General features: G+C 61.4%; 16 protein-coding genes. 10 read left to right on the forward strand and 6 right to left on the reverse strand.

The genetic code is table 11. The features are described from left to right. Positions 1-88: 88 nt before the first annotated feature. From B348_RS0128950 to pqqE, 9 genes are all read left to right on the forward strand, one after another. Positions 89-535 (forward strand): Lrp/AsnC family transcriptional regulator, encoded by a 447-nt coding sequence (locus B348_RS0128950; protein WP_017739520.1) that lies wholly within the window; start codon positions 89-91, stop codon positions 533-535. A 146-nt stretch (positions 536-681) separates the two neighbouring features. Beyond that, positions 682-2,373, forward strand: coding sequence for an NAD(P)/FAD-dependent oxidoreductase (locus B348_RS0128955; protein ID WP_017739521.1), 1,692 nt, complete (start codon positions 682-684; stop codon positions 2,371-2,373). Positions 2,374-2,384: 11 nt separating this feature from the next. Next, on the forward strand, positions 2,385-3,179 hold the full coding sequence (locus tag B348_RS0128960; protein WP_017739522.1) for a carbon-nitrogen hydrolase family protein: 795 nt from the start codon (positions 2,385-2,387) through the stop codon (positions 3,177-3,179). Positions 3,180-3,227: 48 nt separating this feature from the next. Further along, positions 3,228-5,582 (forward strand): pyrroloquinoline quinone biosynthesis protein PqqF, encoded by a 2,355-nt coding sequence (pqqF, locus tag B348_RS0128965; protein ID WP_017739523.1) that lies wholly within the window; start codon positions 3,228-3,230, stop codon positions 5,580-5,582. Positions 5,583-5,741: 159 nt separating this feature from the next. Then, a complete protein-coding gene (gene pqqA, locus B348_RS1000000131340) occupies positions 5,742-5,816 on the forward strand; it encodes a pyrroloquinoline quinone precursor peptide PqqA (protein ID WP_003194766.1) in 75 nt (24 codons plus the stop codon). A gap of 69 nt (positions 5,817-5,885) precedes the next feature. After that, on the forward strand, positions 5,886-6,797 hold the full coding sequence (pqqB, locus tag B348_RS0128975) for a pyrroloquinoline quinone biosynthesis protein PqqB (protein ID WP_017739524.1): 912 nt from the start codon (positions 5,886-5,888) through the stop codon (positions 6,795-6,797). Positions 6,798-6,808: 11 nt separating this feature from the next. Beyond that, positions 6,809-7,561 carry a pyrroloquinoline-quinone synthase PqqC gene (gene pqqC, locus B348_RS0128980; RefSeq protein ID WP_017739525.1) on the forward strand — a complete coding sequence of 251 codons (753 nt, stop codon included), beginning with the start codon at positions 6,809-6,811 and terminating at the stop codon, positions 7,559-7,561. Beyond that, complete coding sequence (gene pqqD / locus B348_RS0128985; protein ID WP_003194772.1) at positions 7,558-7,833, forward strand: pyrroloquinoline quinone biosynthesis peptide chaperone PqqD; 276 nt, start codon at positions 7,558-7,560, stop codon at positions 7,831-7,833. Before pqqC ends, pqqD begins: the two co-directional genes overlap by 4 nt. After that, positions 7,826-8,956, forward strand: a complete 1,131-nt coding sequence (pqqE, locus tag B348_RS0128990) for a pyrroloquinoline quinone biosynthesis protein PqqE (RefSeq protein WP_017739526.1) — start codon at positions 7,826-7,828, stop codon at positions 8,954-8,956. The genes pqqD and pqqE overlap by 8 nt, the downstream gene beginning before the upstream one ends. A 5-nt stretch (positions 8,957-8,961) precedes the next feature. On the opposite strand, the gene B348_RS1000000131345 is transcribed toward pqqE, so the two are convergent. The 4 genes from B348_RS1000000131345 to B348_RS0129010 all read right to left on the reverse strand — a co-directional run bounded on the left by B348_RS1000000131345 (position 8,962) and on the right by B348_RS0129010 (position 11,380). Further along, the gene (locus B348_RS1000000131345; protein WP_010207008.1) at positions 8,962-9,120 is read right to left on the reverse strand and encodes a YqaE/Pmp3 family membrane protein; all 159 of its coding nucleotides are present in this window, start codon (positions 9,118-9,120) and stop codon (positions 8,962-8,964) included. Between the two features lie 95 nt (positions 9,121-9,215). Beyond that, entirely contained in the window at positions 9,216-9,536 is a 321-nt protein-coding gene (locus B348_RS0129000) for a DNA-binding transcriptional regulator (RefSeq protein ID WP_017739527.1), read from the reverse strand. Next, entirely contained in the window at positions 9,520-9,885 is a 366-nt protein-coding gene (locus tag B348_RS0129005; RefSeq protein WP_017739528.1) for a type II toxin-antitoxin system RelE/ParE family toxin, read from the reverse strand. The genes B348_RS0129000 and B348_RS0129005 overlap by 17 nt, the downstream gene beginning before the upstream one ends. A gap of 235 nt (positions 9,886-10,120) precedes the next feature. Continuing rightward, positions 10,121-11,380, reverse strand: a complete 1,260-nt coding sequence (locus B348_RS0129010; RefSeq protein WP_017739529.1) for an aspartate aminotransferase family protein — start codon at positions 11,378-11,380, stop codon at positions 10,121-10,123. A gap of 209 nt (positions 11,381-11,589) precedes the next feature. Here B348_RS0129010 and B348_RS0129015 point away from each other — a divergent pair, with 209 nt between their 5' ends. Beyond that, positions 11,590-12,489, forward strand: a complete 900-nt coding sequence (locus B348_RS0129015; RefSeq protein WP_017739530.1) for a LysR family transcriptional regulator — start codon at positions 11,590-11,592, stop codon at positions 12,487-12,489. A gap of 226 nt (positions 12,490-12,715) precedes the next feature. Here B348_RS0129015 and B348_RS0129020 read toward each other — a convergent pair whose 3' ends face one another. Then, positions 12,716-14,494, reverse strand: a complete 1,779-nt coding sequence (locus B348_RS0129020) for an acyl-CoA dehydrogenase C-terminal domain-containing protein (protein ID WP_017739531.1) — start codon at positions 14,492-14,494, stop codon at positions 12,716-12,718. Between the two features lie 123 nt (positions 14,495-14,617). Then, on the reverse strand, positions 14,618-16,387 hold the full coding sequence (locus B348_RS0129025; RefSeq protein ID WP_017739532.1) for an acyl-CoA dehydrogenase C-terminal domain-containing protein: 1,770 nt from the start codon (positions 16,385-16,387) through the stop codon (positions 14,618-14,620). Positions 16,388-16,415: the final 28 nt, after the last annotated feature.

A 16,415-nucleotide genomic window follows, 5' to 3' on the forward strand; every position in this document is an offset into this window, starting at 1 on the left:
TAGTTTCTCAGCCTGCCCAGGCGAATAAAACGACGAAAGTGTCCAAAAAACGTCCACACTCTCAGCGCCAACCCACTGGAGCCCTCCCTTGTCCGCCCTAGATGAAATCGACCGCCAACTGATCGCCGCCCTGCAGATCAACGCGCGCGAAAGCGTGGCCATGCTGGCCCGGCAGTTGGGCATCGCACGCACCACGGTGACCTCGCGCCTGGCACGCCTGGAAAAGACCCAGGTCATCACCGGCTACGGTGTGCGTTTGGGCCAGCGGGTGGCCGATGGCGGTTTGCAAGCGTATGTGGGGATCACGGTGCAACCGCGCTCAGGCAAGGAAGTCCTGCGCCGCCTGAGTGCGATGGCCCAGGTCCAGCAGTTGTGCGCCGTGAGTGGCGAGTTCGATTACGTGGCTTGGCTGCGCACCGATTCGCCGGAACAGCTTGACCAGTTGCTGGACCAGATCGGCAGCGTCGATGGCGTGGAGAAAACCACCACCTCGATCATCCTCAGCAACAAATTGGATCGCGGACAGCCAGTCTGACCACCAACTTCGTCACTATGACTAAAAACAGTTCAATACGACGACACATTGCGTCTTATTAACGCACGCTACGCTCCCTAAACTGACTGCCATCTTTTCCTATACTCAGCGGGACGTGCCCCGCCGAGTCGCCAGCCAGGTCAGCCATGAACCCATTCAACAAAAACAATCGCCACCCTGCAGACGGTAAAAAACCCATCACCATCTTTGGCCCGGACTTTCCGTTTGCCTTTGATGACTGGATCGAGCACCCCGCCGGCCTGGGCAGTATCCCCGCCGCCCACCATGGCGCCGAAGTGGCGATTGTCGGCGCGGGCATCGCCGGCCTGGTGGCCGCCTACGAGCTGATGAAGCTGGGCCTCAAGCCCGTGGTGTACGAAGCCTCGAAAATGGGTGGCCGCTTGCGCTCCCAGGCATTTGAAGGCGCCGAAGGCATCATCGCCGAGCTGGGTGGAATGCGCTTCCCTGTGTCGTCCACCGCGTTCTACCACTACGTGGACAAGCTCGGCCTGGAAACCAAACCATTCCCCAACCCGTTGACCCCAGCCTCCGGCAGTACCGTGATCGACCTGGAAGGCCAGACCCATTACGCACAAAAGCTGGCGGATTTGCCGGTGCTGTTCCAGGAAGTAGCCGACGCCTGGGCCGACGCCCTGGAAGCCGGCTCGCAGTTCGGTGACATCCAGCAAGCTATCCGCGACCGTGACGTACCGCGCCTCAAGGAACTGTGGAACAAGCTCGTGCCGCTGTGGGACGACCGCACCTTCTACGACTTCGTCGCCACCTCCAAGGCGTTTGCCAAGCTGTCGTTCCTGCACCGTGAAGTCTTCGGCCAGGTCGGCTTCGGCACCGGTGGCTGGGACTCGGATTTCCCCAACTCCATGCTGGAAATCTTCCGCGTGGTCATGACCAACTGCGACGACCACCAGCACCTCGTGGTAGGCGGCGTGGCACAGGTGCCCATGGGCATCTGGCGCCATGTGCCGGAGCGTTGCGCCCATTGGCCAGCCGGCACCAGCCTCAGCTCGTTGCACCGTGGCGCGCCACGGGCCGGGGTGAAGCGCATTGCCCACGCTGACGGTGGCCGTTTCGCCGTCACCGACAACTATGGCGACACCCGCGAATACGCCGCCGTGCTGACCACCTGCCAGAGCTGGCTGCTGACCACCCAGATCGAATGCGACGAAAGCCTGTTCTCGCAAAAAATGTGGATGGCCCTGGACCGCACCCGCTACATGCAATCGTCGAAGACCTTCGTGATGGTCGATCGCCCGTTCTGGAAAGACAAAGACCCGGAAACCGGCCGCGACCTGATGAGCATGACCCTCACCGACCGCCTGACCCGTGGCACCTACCTGTTCGACAACGGCGACGACAAGCCAGGCGTGATCTGCCTGTCTTACTCATGGATGAGCGACGCGCTGAAAATGCTCCCGCAGCCCATCGACAAGCGCGTGAAGCTGGCCCTCGACGCCCTGAAGAAGATCTACCCGAAAGTCGATATCAAGGCGCGCATCATCGGCGACCCGATTACCGTGTCCTGGGAAGCCGACCCGCACTTCCTCGGGGCCTTCAAAGGCGCGCTGCCCGGTCACTATCGCTACAACCAGCGTATGTATGCGCACTTCATGCAGAAGGACATGCCCGCCGAACAGCGTGGGATTTTTATCGCCGGTGACGACGTTTCCTGGACCCCGGCCTGGGTGGAAGGCGCCGTGCAAACGTCGCTGAACGCGGTATGGGGCATCATGACCCACTTCGGCGGCAGCACTCACCCCGAGAACCCGGGGCCGGGCGATGTGTTCGATGAAATCGGCCCGATCGCCCTGGCTGAATAAGGAGCCGAACCATGCGTGTCGCCCTGTACCAATGCCCGCCGTTACCGCTGGACGTGGCCGGCAACCTCAAGCGCCTGCACCAGTTGGCGCATGAGGCGTCCGGCGCCGATGTGCTGGTGCTGCCGGAGATGTTCCTCAGCGGCTACAACATCGGCGCCGAAGCCGTTGGCGCCTTGGCCGAGGCGGCAGATGGCCCGTCCGCACAGACAATTGCCGCTCTGGCGCAAAGCGCGGGCCTGGCGATTGTGTATGGCTACCCGGAGCGCGCTGAAGACGGGCAGATCTACAACGCCGTGCAGTTGATCGACGCCCACGGCCAGCGCCTGTGCAACTACCGCAAGACCCATCTGTTTGGTGACCTTGATCACTCGATGTTCAGCGCCGGAGGCGACGACTTCCCGCTGGTGGAGCTCAACGGCTGGAAGCTGGGCATGCTGATCTGCTACGACCTGGAGTTCCCGGAAAACACCCGGCGCCTGGCCCTGGCCGGCGCCGAACTGATCCTGGTGCCCACGGCGAACATGGTGCCGTTCGACTTCGTCGCCGATGTCACCGTGCGGGCGCGGGCCTTCGAGAACCAGTGCTACGTGGCCTACGCCAACTACTGCGGGCATGAAGGCGAGATCCACTACTGCGGGCAAAGCAGCATCGCCGCGCCGGATGGCCAGCGCATTGCCCAGGCGGGGCTGGATGAAGCCTTGATCATCGGCACCCTGGAGCGCCAGTCGATCCTCGATGCCCGCGCCGCCAACCACTACCTGCACGACCGCCGCCCCGAACTGTACGGCGCACTGCACAAGCCCTGAACCATTGGGTTTGCTAGCATAGGCACTTCCTACGTTTCGGAAGTGCCCATGCCTGCGCCGGCCCACCCCCTTGATCGCCAACTGACCCTCGCCAATGGCCTGCGGGTTACCCTGCTCCATGCGCCACGCTTGAAGCGCTGCGCCGCGGCCTTACAGGTGGCTGCCGGCAGCCATGACGTGCCGCTGGCTTGGCCGGGACTGGCGCATTTTCTTGAACACCTGTTGTTTCTCGGCACCGAGCGCTTTCCTACCAGCGAAGGGTTGATGGCTTACGTGCAACGCTACGGTGGCCAGGTCAATGCCAGCACCCGTGAGCGCACCACCGAGTTCTTCTTTGAGCTGCCGGTAGCAACCTTTGCCGATGGGCTGGAACGCTTGGCGGACATGCTGGCCCACCCGCGTCTGGCGCTGAACGACCAACTGCGCGAGCGCGAAGTGCTGCACGCGGAGTGTGTCGCCTGGTCCCAGGATGCCAAGGCACAGCAGCAGGTGGCGTTGCTCGAAGGCCTGGCGGCAGATCATCCACTGCGCGGCTTTCATGCGGGCAACCGCGACAGTCTGCCGGTGGAGCGTGAGGCTTTTCAGCAGGCCTTGCGGGAATTTCATCAGCAGTTTTACCAGAGCGGGCAGATGAGCCTGCGCCTGGCCGGGCCGCAGCCTTTGGACGAACTGGAGGCCCTGGCCCAGCGGTTCGGCGAGCAGCTGGCTACAGGTCCGCTGCACCCTCAAGTCGCGCCACTCGCATTGATGCCCGGCCATGCCCAGGGCTATCAGCACATAGCCGGAAATCACCTGCATCAGGTCATCACATGCCATGCGCCCCGCGCGGCGCTGGAGTTCCTTTGCACCTGGCTCAACGCCTCGGCACCGGGCGGGCTGTTGGCCGAACTGCAAACCCGGCAACTGGCCACTGACTTACAGGCGACGGTGCTGTATCACTTCGCCGGACAAGCGCTGCTCGATATGGACTTTACGCTCGGCGCACAAGGTGAACAGGCGACACTGATTGAATCCTTGCTGTACGACTGGCTGAGCTTTTTCGCACATAGCGATTGGACTGCACTGCAAGAAGAGTTCGCCCTGCTCGCCACTCGCCAGCAACAGACCCGAGGCGCCCTGGCCCTGGTTCAACACGCCAACGAAGACTTGTCGGAGCAGGCCATCGCCGCCCTCAAAGCCATGCTCGACGCTCTGCACCTGCCAGCCTCCCGACACACATGGCAACTGCCACCCAACAATCCCTTCCTGCGCCCGCCGCTCAAGGAAGAACGCGCCGGCCTGATTCGCGGACAGACCAGCGCCCATCGTGGTTTACGCACGTTCGCCCAGGACCGTTCACGGGGGCGCCGAGAAGTATCGGCACTGACGTTCAGCCAAGCGCTGGCGGACGATACCGATGAAGCCGCGCTGTACCTGCACTGGCGCTTTGCTCCCTCGGGTCTGGAAAGCGCCTTGCAGCCATTGCGTGAGAATGCTCGCCAGGCGGGCGTCGAGGTGTCGTTTGAAACCGTCGGCAATGACTGGCTGGTGAAACTGGTCGGGCTAACCGAACCCATGCCAGCAGTGCTGGACGCATTGGCGCACAGCCTGAATCAGACGCAACAGGCACCCTGCGCCCCCACGCCGATGTTCGCCATCCGCGAATTACTCAAGGCGTTGCCTGCTTTCTGCACCGCCATCACGCCCGAAAACGCCGAGACAACCTGGGCCAGCGCACAGTGGCAAGGCCTGGGGCTGGGGTTTTCCACCGTGTCTGAGGCAGCGATCAAAGCCGCAGCGGCCCGCCTGCCCGGGCACCCGGCCAATCTCGAACAAGTCCTGCCAACCCTCGGCGGCCAGCGTGTCTGGCATGAGGTGCAAACTGACTCCAACGAAGCCGCCCTGCTGCTGTTTTGCCCGACGCCCAGCCAATCCCTGGCGGATGAGGCTGCCTGGCGCCTGCTCGGGCATGTGCTCCAGGGCCCGTTTTACCAACGCCTGCGGGTAGAACTGCAAATCGGCTACGCCGTGTTCAGCGGCGTCCGACAGATCAACGGGCAAACCGGCCTGCTTTTTGGCGTGCAATCCCCCAGCGTGCCCCTCGATGGGATCCTCGAACACCTGCATACCTTCCTCACGCAGTTACCGGCACACATCAGCAGCAGCGAAGACCTCGGCAACCTGGCGCTGGCCCGACAGTTCTCAACCGAGACGCTACCGCTTGCCCAGGCCGCCGAGCTGCTCTGGCACGCGCGTTTGGCGCGGCACCCGGCGGACTATCTGGAGCGCCTTCAACAATCAATCCAGGGCCTCACACCTGAACAGATGCAGCACGCCGCCGAACAATTGATCGACGCCACAGGCGGCTGGCGCTGTATCGCCAACGGCCCAATCATCCAGGGTCAATGGCAGTCTCCAGGCTGATCATTGCCAACCCTGCAACAGGCTTTTTCCTCCGAGACAGCGCTAACTTGAACAGATCTGAGTATTATTCCTACGCACACAGCTGAACATCTCCGATTGGAGGTGGACTATATGTATTACTTGGTAGTGAAAGTCCCATCCCTTGGTAGGAGTAAGAATATGACCTGGTCCAAACCTGCTTACACTGATCTGCGTATCGGTTTCGAAGTCACCATGTACTTCGCCAGCCGTTAATCTGCTGGGTAATACAACGCCTCGGCCCGCCCGGGGCGTTTTTGTTTTGAGCTTTGCTTGGGAGCTACCATGTTTGTCCAGATTCTAGGTTCCGCCGCCGGCGGTGGTTTCCCCCAGTGGAACTGCAACTGCGCGAACTGCGCAGGTTTTCGTGATGGCAGCCTGCGGGCCCAGGCGCGCACCCAGTCGTCCATCGCCCTCTCCGACGATGGCGTGAACTGGGTGCTGTGCAATGCCTCGCCGGATATTCGTGCGCAACTGCAAAGCTTTGCGCCGATGCAACCGGGCCGCGCCCTGCGCGACACCGGCATCAGCGCGATCATCCTGATGGACAGCCAGATCGACCACACCACCGGCCTGCTGAGCCTGCGCGAAGGTTGCCCGCACCAGGTGTGGTGCACCGACATGGTCCATGAAGACCTCAGCACTGGCTTCCCGCTGTTCACCATGCTCACCCACTGGAACGGCGGCCTGGCCTGGAACCGCATCGAGCTGGACGCCAGCTTCACTGTCCCGGCCTGCCCCAACCTGCGTTTCACCCCGCTGCCACTGCGCAGCGCCGCGCCGCCCTACTCACCGCACCGCTTCGACCCGCACCCGGGCGACAACATCGGCCTGATCGTCGAAGACCTGCGCACCGGCGGCAAACTGTTCTACGCCCCAGGCCTGGGAAAAGTCGACGCGCCGCTGCTGGAGATCATGGCCGGCAGCGACTGTCTGCTGGTGGACGGAACCATGTGGGATGACGATGAAATGCAGCGCCGTGGCGTCGGCACCCGCACCGGGCGCGAGATGGGCCACCTGGCGCAAAACGGCCCCGGCGGCATGCTCGAAGTGCTGGAACAGTTGCCCGAGCAGCGCAAAGTACTTATCCACATCAACAACACCAACCCGATCCTCGATGAAGACTCCCCCGAGCGAGCGGAACTGGTGCGGCGCAATGTCGAAGTGGCTTACGACGGCATGAGCATTGAATTGTAGGAGCAGACGATATGACTGACACGCCGTTGACCACCGCTGAATTCGAAGCCGCCCTGCGGGCCAAAGGCGCCTTCTACCACATCCATCACCCGTACCACGTGGCGATGTATGAAGGCCGCGCGAGCCGCGAGCAGATCCAGGGCTGGGTCGCCAACCGCTTCTACTACCAGGTGAACATCCCGCTCAAAGACGCGGCGATCCTGGCCAACTGCCCGGACCGCGAGATCCGCCGCGAGTGGATCCAGCGCCTGCTCGACCACGACGGCGCACCGGGTGAAGACGGCGGTATCGAAGCCTGGCTGCGCCTGGGCCAGGCCGTCGGCCTCGACCCGGATCAACTGCGTTCGCAGGAATTGGTCCTGCCCGGCGTACGATTTGCGGTAGATGCCTACGTCAACTTCGCCCGTCGCGCCAGTTGGCAAGAAGCCGCCAGCAGCTCGTTGACCGAACTGTTCGCGCCGCAGATCCACCAGTCACGCCTCGACAGCTGGCCGCAGCATTACCCGTGGATCGACCCCACCGGCTACGAATATTTCCGCACCCGCCTGGGCCAGGCCCGGCGCGACGTGGAGCACGGTTTGGCGATCACCCTGCAGCACTACACCACCCGCGAAGGCCAGGAACGCATGCTGGAAATTCTCCAGTTCAAACTGGATATCTTGTGGAGCATGCTGGACGCCATGAGCATGGCCTACGAACTGAAACGCCCGCCGTATCACAGCGTGACCGACCAACGGGTATGGCATAAGGGGATCGCCCTATGAGCTTTGATCGCAGCAAGAAACCGACCTGGCGCCAAGGCTATCGCTACCAGTACGAACCCGCGCAAAAGGGCCATGTGCTGCTCTACCCCGAAGGCATGATCAAGCTCAACGACAGCGCCGCGCTGATCGGCGGCTTGATCGACGGCGAGCGCGACGTGGCGGCAATCATCGCCGAGCTGGATAAGCAGTTCCCCGGCGTGCCTGAGCTGGGTGACGACATCGAGCAATTCATGGAGGTCGCCCGTGCTGAGCACTGGATCACCCTTGCCTGAAAAACCGCCGATTGGCCTGCCGTTGTGGCTGCTCGCCGAGCTGACCTACCGCTGCCCGTTGCAGTGCCCGTATTGCTCCAATCCGCTGGATTTTGCCGAACAGGGCAAGGAACTGAGCACCGAGCAGTGGTTCAAGGTGTTTCGCGAAGCGCGGGAAATGGGCGCCGCGCAGCTGGGTTTTTCCGGCGGTGAACCGCTGGTGCGCCAGGACCTCGCCGAACTGATCGCCGAGGCGCGCAAACTGGGGTTCTACACCAACCTGATCACCTCCGGCATCGGCCTCACCGAGCAGAAGATCAGCGACTTCAAGAAGGCCGGCCTGGACCATATCCAGATCAGCTTCCAGGCCAGCGACGAGCAAGTGAACAACCTGCTGGCCGGCTCGAAAAAAGCCTTCGCGCAAAAACTCGAAATGGCCCGCGCGGTAAAAGCCCACGGCTATCCGATGGTGCTGAACTTCGTCACCCATCGGCACAATATCGACAAGATCGACCGCATCATCGAGCTGTGCATCGCGCTGGAAGCGGACTTTGTCGAACTCGCCACCTGCCAGTTCTACGGCTGGGCGCAGCTCAACCGTGTCGGGTTATTGCCAACCCAGGAACAGCTGGTGCGCGCCGAACGCATCACCAACGAATACCGCGCCAAACTGGAAGCCGAAGGCCACCCGTGCAAGCTGATCTTCGTGACCCCGGACTACTACGAGGAACGCCCGAAAGCCTGCATGAATGGTTGGGGCAGTATCTTTCTGACCGTCACGCCGGACGGCACTGCCCTGCCCTGTCACGGTGCCCGACAGATGCCGGTGCAATTTCCCAATGTGCGCGAGCACAGCATGCAACACATCTGGTACGACTCGTTCGGCTTCAACCGCTTTCGCGGCTACGACTGGATGCCCGAGCCGTGCCGTTCATGCGATGAAAAGGAAAAAGACTTCGGCGGCTGCCGCTGCCAGGCCTTCATGCTCACGGGGGACGCGAGCAATGCCGACCCGGTGTGCAGCAAGTCCGAGCAGCACGGCATCATCCTCAAGGCGCGGGAAGAGGCCGAACACGCCACTCAGACCATCGAGCAACTGGCCTTTCGCAATGAGCGCAACTCACGGCTCATCGCCAAAGGCTGACGGCCTCAGCGCTTGGCGATGATGTACACCGCGTGAATGATGCCTGGGAAATAACCGCACAAGGTCAGCAGAATATTCAGCCAGAACGCACCGGCGAAACCCACTTGCAGGAACACACCCAGTGGCGGCAGCAGAATGGCGATGATGATACGAATGATGTCCATGGGTTCAGCTCCAGAAAATCGGCTCGTGTGAGCCGTGTAGCTAATCGACCTTGGGGGTTCGTGAGGGTTCAGTGGGATCTGGCATAGCGCCACCGTCAGGCCAGAATTTCCAGGCCGTGCTTCTGCACGATGCTCAGTAGCTTGAGTGCCATGCCGCTAGGGCGTTTCTCGCCGGATTCCCACTGTTTCACCGTGGAGGCGCTGGTGTTGAGGTAGCGTGCGAAAACAGGTTGGCTGACGTGGCTGTTTTCGCGTAGCTCTTTAATTTTTTCTGCCGGGATTTGTTCCGGCACAGCAGACAAGCATGCTTCGTCATATTCACGAAGGGTGGTCTTAGTGATGGCGCCGATAGCGTAAAGCGCTTCAGCAGAATGGTGAATGGACTCAAACACCTCGCTTTTATACTTCTTGGTCATGATGTATCTCCACAAACTCCTTGAATTCCAGCATCCGCTGAATCTGTTCTTCATTGAAACGTTCATACGTCGTAGCCACTGACCTAAGCCAAACCAGTTCGCTCTGACTGATATTGCTTTGGTCTTGCTTGGCGAACAGCAATTGATATACCCAGTAGTGCCGACCCTTGGCCAATACGATGGAACGATGTCTGTTCTGGTTGAGGCGCTTTTTCCAAACACCACCTCCCAGATTATCTGCCTGCCCCTTCAACAATTGGCCAAACGCCTCCCTCAATTGCGAATCACAGATCCAGGCCTTGCTGGCTGCATCAGCAAATTTCCGGGTCTTGAATAACCTGAGCTTCATGGATATCCCTTCCAGCAAACATACCACCCAGTGGTACAGATTAGAAATGGAGCACACCACAAAGCTCCACACCCCATCGGCAGTCCTTGCCGACGTCCGCTAAAAAGCCATTGTTTTCACAAGCGCTCAATCAACATTTTCAATCCAAAAATTTCACAGACAAAAAAACGCCCCCAGCCAAAAGAATCAGGCCGGAGGCGCCGCGTATACCGCGAGACGGTTCAGGAAATAAGAGTTAAACCGCGATGCCCTTGCGGCATTGCAGTTGCGCGGTGCGCACGCGGGAGAAGGCGCGTGCCAGGCGCAGGAGCATTTCGTCGATGTTGCTTTTGCTCACCGTCAGCGCCGGGGTAAAGCGCAGGCAGTTGGATTGCGGGGCGTTGAGGATCAGGCCTTCGTGCAGCGCCGCTTTTACCACTGCATCCGCAGAATCATCCGACAAGGTCAGGCCCCACATCAGGCCGTGGCCGCGCAGTTGGCCGTGGTCGTAGCGATAAGCCAGGCGGGCGAGGCCTTCGCCCAGGTGCAGGCCGGCTTCGCGTACATGCTCAAGAAAGCCGTGTTCCAGCACGGTATCGAGTACCGCCACGCCGGCCGACGCCATCAGCGCATTGCCGTGGTGGGTGCCTTCCAGCTCGCCCACTTCGAAGCAACAGGCGTTGCCCCGCGCCAGCAGCGCCGCCAGGGGCACGCCGCCGCCGAGGCCTTTGCCGAGGGTAATGATGTCGGCGCGCACACCGTATTGCTGTTCGGCGAGCAAGGTGCCGCAGCGGCCGAGGCCGGTTTGCACTTCGTCGAGGATCAGCAGGATGCCCAGTTCGCGGCACAGGCGCTCGACGCCTTTGAGATAGTGCTCGGTCGCGGGAATCACGCCGGCTTCGCCCTGGATCGGTTCAAGCATGATCGCGACGGTTTGCGCATCCACAGCGGCATGCAGCGCCGGCAAATCGTTGAAGGGCACGTGGCTGAAGCCCGGCAATTGCGGTTCGAAGCGGTTGCCTGCGGCGCCCGCCGAAGCGGCCATCGCCGCGAAGCTGCGCCCATGGCAACCGGCGCTGGCGCTGATGATCCGATAGGCGCCGCCGCGATGCAGCTGACCCCATTTACGCGCCAGCTTGATCGCCGCTTCGCAGGCTTCCGCGCCGCTATTGAGCAGGTAAGCCTGGTCGCTGCCGGTGCGGTGGCACAGGCGCTCGGCCAGGTTGAGTTGGGCGCGGTTATACAGACCATTGCCCGGGTTGATCAGTGCCTGGGTCTGGTCGGCCAGGGCTTTGATCAACACTTGCGGGCTATGGCCGAGGCTGTTGGCGGCGTTGCCCTGGCTGAAATCCAGATAGGCACGGTCCTCACTGTCCCACAGCCAGGAGCCCTGGCCGCGTACGAAAACTTGCGGCGGCCGCGCCACGCTGGGCATCAGGGCATCTCCCGACGGCGCTTCCTCCAGAATCAGGTCATCCAGGCTCGGCGCAGGGCGACGCATGTTGAACAGGTTCACAGATCACCCCCGATAGCAACCGGACCTTGGTCGGTCCACCCGGCCACTACGGCCATGAGGTTTTTTGCCTTGCCTATGTAAACGCTGTCTGAAGAAACGCTGTTCATTGCCCGATCTGGCCCTGTAAGCCCTGCGAATAGGCGCTAGACTAGGCGCCTCGGGGGCCAACGGCCATTTCGATTTTCCAGCTTTTTCGATAAGTAAGCCTTATGGATTTCAAGCAACTGCGTTATTTCGTCGCGGTGTATGAGGAAGGCCACGTCGGCCGTGCCGCCGAGCGTCTGTCGATCTCCCAACCGGCGCTGTCCCAGCAGATTCGCCAGCTGGAGCAGAACCTCGATGTGAGCCTGTTCGAACGCAGCAGCAAACGCCTGTTGCCGACCCTGGCGGCCCACACGCTGTACAACCACGCGTTGCCGCTGATCGATGGCATGCAGCAAGCCGTCGAAGCCTTGCGCAACTTCAAGGGCCAGGCCATGCGCACCTTGGCCATCGGCGTGCTGCAAACCGTGCACACCAGCCTGGTCCCGCAAATGCTTGAACGAGTGCGCAAGGCCCAGCCCCATCTGGTGGTGCAGATCTACGAATTGACCGGTTTGGAGATTGAACGGCGACTGCTGAACGGCTCGCTGGACATCGGCATCAGCTACCTGCCCCCCCGCCAGCCCGGACTGCACGGCGCACTGCTGTACGAAGATGAGTTGAAGGTCGTCATCCCCGAAGATCACCCGCTGCGGGAATTCAAGAAAGTCTCGCTGAAACAGGCGGCCGAGTTGCCAATGTTGCTGCTGGGGGAAGAGTTTCAGGTGCGGCAGATCTGGCAGGGCCAGTTGGCCAACCTCGGGCGGCGTCCGCAGGTACAGGCCGAGTTGAACACCATGGTGGGGATTCTCGACAGTTTGCCCAACACCCAACTGGCGACGGTGCTGCCAGGACGTTCCCAAGACGAACACAACAGCCAGTCACTGCTGTGGAAACCCTTGAGCGAACCCAGGGTGCCATTGAAAGTGGGCTTGGTGTGCCGCGATGCACAGCGCCAACAGGCGACGGTGGCGCTGTTGCGCACCTTGCTCGAAGACGTGATGAATGCCCCGCAGGCCGGCGCCTGACTTTTTCGCGGGCAAAAGAAAACCCCGCCGAAGCGGGGCTTTGCAGACTGTTTCCCTGACATCCATTTCACTCCGCCGTCCTGGCAGAATCCTACGTGTCCGTGTTGTTGCTTTGCGCTTCCTGCGCGACGTCCATGTGAAGTAGATTATCTGTGGATCCAATTTGGCGATAGAGGACGAATAGCAGCACGTCATGTAAGAGAATGCTTACACGCCCTCCAAGCCCTTAGAACAGTGCCTCATCCAGCAAAAACAGCGATTCGCTACCAGCTTTTACCGACGCGCTCAGCGACTGGATACGCGGCAGCAGACGCGCAAAGTAGAAGCGCGCCGTGCCCAGTTTGCTGGCGTAGAAGTCTTCCTCGGCCTCTTTGCCCAGCGCCGCCTTGGCCATGCGTGCCCACATATAGGCGTACGCCATGTATCCAAATGCATGCAAATACTCCACGGAGGCCGCGCCGATTTCATTCGGGTTGGTCTTCGCGCGGTCCAGCACCCAGGCGGTCAATTCATCGAGGTTATCCACCGCCGCACTCAGCGGCTTGGTGAATTCGGCCAACTCGGCGCCTGTCGACGCGATGAATTGGCGGATCTCGTCGGCGAACAAGGTGTAGAACGCCCCGCCGCTGCCGACGATCTTGCGGCCCATCAAGTCCAGCGCCTGGATGCCGTTGGTGCCTTCGTAGATCTGGGTGATGCGCACGTCACGCACCAACTGCTCCTGGCCCCATTCACGAATGTAGCCGTGGCCGCCAAACACTTGCTGGCCGAGCACGGTGGTTTCCAGGCCGAGGTCGCTCAAGAATGCCTTGGCGACGGGTGTCAGCAGCGCCACCAGGTTATCCGCACGCTCGCGAGCCGCCGGGTCTTCGCTGAACTTGGCGATGTCCAGCTGCGTCGCGACGTAGGTGGAGAATGCGCGGCCGCCTTCGTTCGCCGCCTTCATGGTCAGCAGCATGCGCCGCACGTCCGGATGGACGATGATCGGGTCGGCCACTTTGTCCTTGGCCTGGGCACCGGTCGGCGCACGGCTTTGCAGACGGTCACGCGCGTATTCAATCGCGTTCTGGTACGAGCGCTCCCCCGACGCCAGGCCCTGGATACCAACACCCAGGCGCTCGTAGTTCATCATGGTGAACATCGCCGCCAAACCGCGGTTCGGCTCGCCCACCAGGTAACCCACGGCGCCATCGAAGTTCATCACACAGGTCGCGGACGCCTGGATGCCCATCTTGTGTTCGATCGAGCCACAGCTCACCAGGTTACGCGCGCCCAGGCTGCCATCGGCATTGACCATGAACTTCGGCACGAGGAACAACGAAATGCCCTTGGGACCGGCCGGCGCATCCGGCAGCTTGGCCAGCACCAGATGGATGATGTTGTCGGTCAGGTCGTGCTCGCCACCGGTGATAAAGATCTTGGTGCCGCTGATGGTGTAGGAACCGTCCGCCTGCGGCTCGGCCTTGGTGCGAATAATCCCCAGGTCCGTACCGGCATGGGCTTCGGTCAGGCACATGGAGCCAGCCCACTCACCGGAGTACATCTTCGGCAGGTAGATGGCCTTCAGCTCTTCACTGGCATGGGTGTTGATCGACACACAGGCGCCGGAGGTCAGCATCGGGTACAGGCCGAACGCCAGGCTCGACGAGTTGATCATCTCCTCGACCTGAGCCGAGACCGCCTTGGGCATGCCCATGCCGCCGAACACCGGATCACCGCCTACACCGACCCAACCGCCTTCAGCGTAGGTTTTGTAGGCCTGTGGATAACCATCCGGGGTAAACACCGCCGTGTCTTCCCAACGGCAACCCTGCTCATCGCCGCCACGGCTGAGGGGGGCGATGGATTTGGCGGTGACTTTGCCGGCTTCTTCGAGGATGGCCTCTACGGTTTCGGCGTCAACGGTGTCTGCCAATGCCGGCAATTGGGCCCAAGTGGTGGCGACCTCGAAGACTTCATTGAGGACGAAGCGCATATCACGCAGCGGCGCTTTGTAATCAGCCATGGCAAACCTCGTGAGAACGTGAAAAGTAATTCGGTAAGTGTCGGTTTTACAGGCTCCGAGTGTACCCGAACAACTTTTCAGACACATAGGGTCCACTTGTGACTGTTTGGTATTTTTAAGTCATCAGAGCGCAAATGCCTCCGCCGGCAGACTCATCAGGCATTCGCTGCCCGCCTCTACCGCAGCGCGGTGGGTAGCGGTACGTGGCAACAGGCGCTTGAAGTAGAACTCGCAAGTGGCCAGCTTGGCCTTGGCGAAGTCGGCATCATCCTGCTCAAGGGCAGCAATCGCCATGCGCAACCACAGGTAGGCGAGTACCACGTAGCCGCTGTACATCAAGTAATCCACCGCCGCCGCGCCGACCTCATCGGGGTTCTTCATGGCGGCCATACCAACCTTGGTGGTCAGCTCGCCCCATTCCCCATTCAGTTGATTGAGTTGCGCCACATAAGCCTTGAGCTGAGGATGCTCGGCGTTTGCCCCGCAGAACTTATGCACAATTTTGGTAAACCCGCGCAGCAACTTGCCTTGGCTGCCGAGCACCTTGCGCCCGAGCAAGTCGAGGGCCTGGATGCCGTTGGTGCCCTCATAGATCGGCGCAATCCGCGCATCACGCGCCAGTTGCTCCATGCCCCATTCGCGAATGTAACCGTGGCCGCCGAATATCTGCATGCCGTGGTTAGTCACCTCAAGGCCCGTGTCAGTCATAAAGGCCTTGCAGATCGGGGTGAGGAACGCCAACAGGTCTTCGGCCTCCTGGCGCTGTGCCGCGTCGCTGCTCAGGTGCGCGGTGTCGAGCAACTGCGCGGTGAAATAGGTCAGGGCGCGGTTGCCTTCGTTGAAGGCTTTCATGGTCAGCAACATGCGCCGCACGTCGGGGTGCACGATGATCGGGTCGGCGGCTTTGTCCGGGGCCTTGGCGCCGGTCAGCGCGCGCATTTGCAGGCGGTCGTTGGCGTACTTGATCGCGCCCTGGAAGCTCGCCTCGCCGTTGCACAAGCCCTGCATGCCGGTGCCCAGGCGCGCGTGGTTCATCATGGTGAACATGCAATTGAGGCCTTTGTTCGCCTCGCCGATCAGGAAGCCCTTGGCTCCGTCGAAGTTCAGCACGCAGGTGGCCGACGCCTTGATGCCCATCTTGTGTTCGATGGAGCCACAGTGCACCGCGTTGCGCGCGCCGGAGTCGGCATGGAACTTGGGCACGATAAACAACGAGATGCCCTTGGTGCCCGCCGGCGCGTCCGGCAGCTTGGCCAGCACCAGGTGGATGATGTTCGCGCTCATGTCGTGCTCGCCGGCCGAGATGAAGATCTTGCTGCCGGTGAGCGCATAACTGCCGTCCGCCTGGGGCACGGCGCGGGTCTTGATCAGGCCCAGGTCGGTGCCGCAGTGGGCTTCGGTGAGGCACATGGTGCCGGTCCACTCGCCGGCAGTGAGTTTGCTCAGGAACGTGTCTTTCTGCTCAGCGCTGCCGTGGGCGTGGATCGCCGACATGGCGCCGTGGGTCAGCCCTGGATACATGCCCCAAGAGGTATTGCTGGAGCCGATCATCTCGCTGATCACCAGGCCCAGGGATTGCGGCAAGCCTTGGCCGCCGTAGGCCGGATCTGCCGCCACGCCGTGCCAGCCGCCTTCCACATATTGGGCGAAGGCTTCCTTGAAGCCCTTGGGCGTGGTGACCACGCCATTATCGAAATGGCAGCCTTCTTCATCGCCACTGCGGTTCAGCGGTGAAAGCACGTTTTCGCAGAATTTCGCGCCTTCTTCGAGGATCGCGCTGACCATGTCCGGGCTGGCGTCGGTCGCCCCCAGCGCAGCGTAGTGGCCGTGGAAATCAAACACGTTGTCGATCAGAAAGCGCATGTCGCGCAGGGGAGCTTTGTAGTCAGGCATGGCAATGTCTCCGGCAGCAGATGGCTTC

It is taken from the genome of Pseudomonas sp. CBZ-4 (assembly GCF_000346755.1).
In the GTDB taxonomy this organism is placed as follows: domain Bacteria; phylum Pseudomonadota; class Gammaproteobacteria; order Pseudomonadales; family Pseudomonadaceae; genus Aquipseudomonas.

Excerpts from the sequence above, each read along its gene's own strand:
- B348_RS0128955 (WP_017739521.1), top strand. The coding sequence starts at position 682 with ATGAACCCATTCAACAAAAACAATCGCCACCCTGCAGACGGTAAAAAA.
- B348_RS0128960 (WP_017739522.1), top strand. The coding sequence starts at position 2,385 with ATGCGTGTCGCCCTGTACCAATGCCCGCCGTTACCGCTGGACGTGGCC.
- pqqF (WP_017739523.1), top strand. The coding sequence starts at position 3,228 with ATGCCTGCGCCGGCCCACCCCCTTGATCGCCAACTGACCCTCGCCAAT.
- pqqB (WP_017739524.1), top strand. The coding sequence starts at position 5,886 with ATGTTTGTCCAGATTCTAGGTTCCGCCGCCGGCGGTGGTTTCCCCCAG.
- pqqC (WP_017739525.1), top strand. The coding sequence starts at position 6,809 with ATGACTGACACGCCGTTGACCACCGCTGAATTCGAAGCCGCCCTGCGG.
- pqqD (WP_003194772.1), top strand. The coding sequence starts at position 7,558 with ATGAGCTTTGATCGCAGCAAGAAACCGACCTGGCGCCAAGGCTATCGC.
- B348_RS1000000131345 (WP_010207008.1), bottom strand. The coding sequence starts at position 9,120 with ATGGACATCATTCGTATCATCATCGCCATTCTGCTGCCGCCACTGGGT.
- B348_RS0129000 (WP_017739527.1), bottom strand. The coding sequence starts at position 9,536 with ATGACCAAGAAGTATAAAAGCGAGGTGTTTGAGTCCATTCACCATTCT.
- B348_RS0129005 (WP_017739528.1), bottom strand. The coding sequence starts at position 9,885 with ATGAAGCTCAGGTTATTCAAGACCCGGAAATTTGCTGATGCAGCCAGC.
- B348_RS0129015 (WP_017739530.1), top strand. The coding sequence starts at position 11,590 with ATGGATTTCAAGCAACTGCGTTATTTCGTCGCGGTGTATGAGGAAGGC.
- B348_RS0129020 (WP_017739531.1), bottom strand. The coding sequence starts at position 14,494 with ATGGCTGATTACAAAGCGCCGCTGCGTGATATGCGCTTCGTCCTCAAT.
- B348_RS0129025 (WP_017739532.1), bottom strand. The coding sequence starts at position 16,387 with ATGCCTGACTACAAAGCTCCCCTGCGCGACATGCGCTTTCTGATCGAC.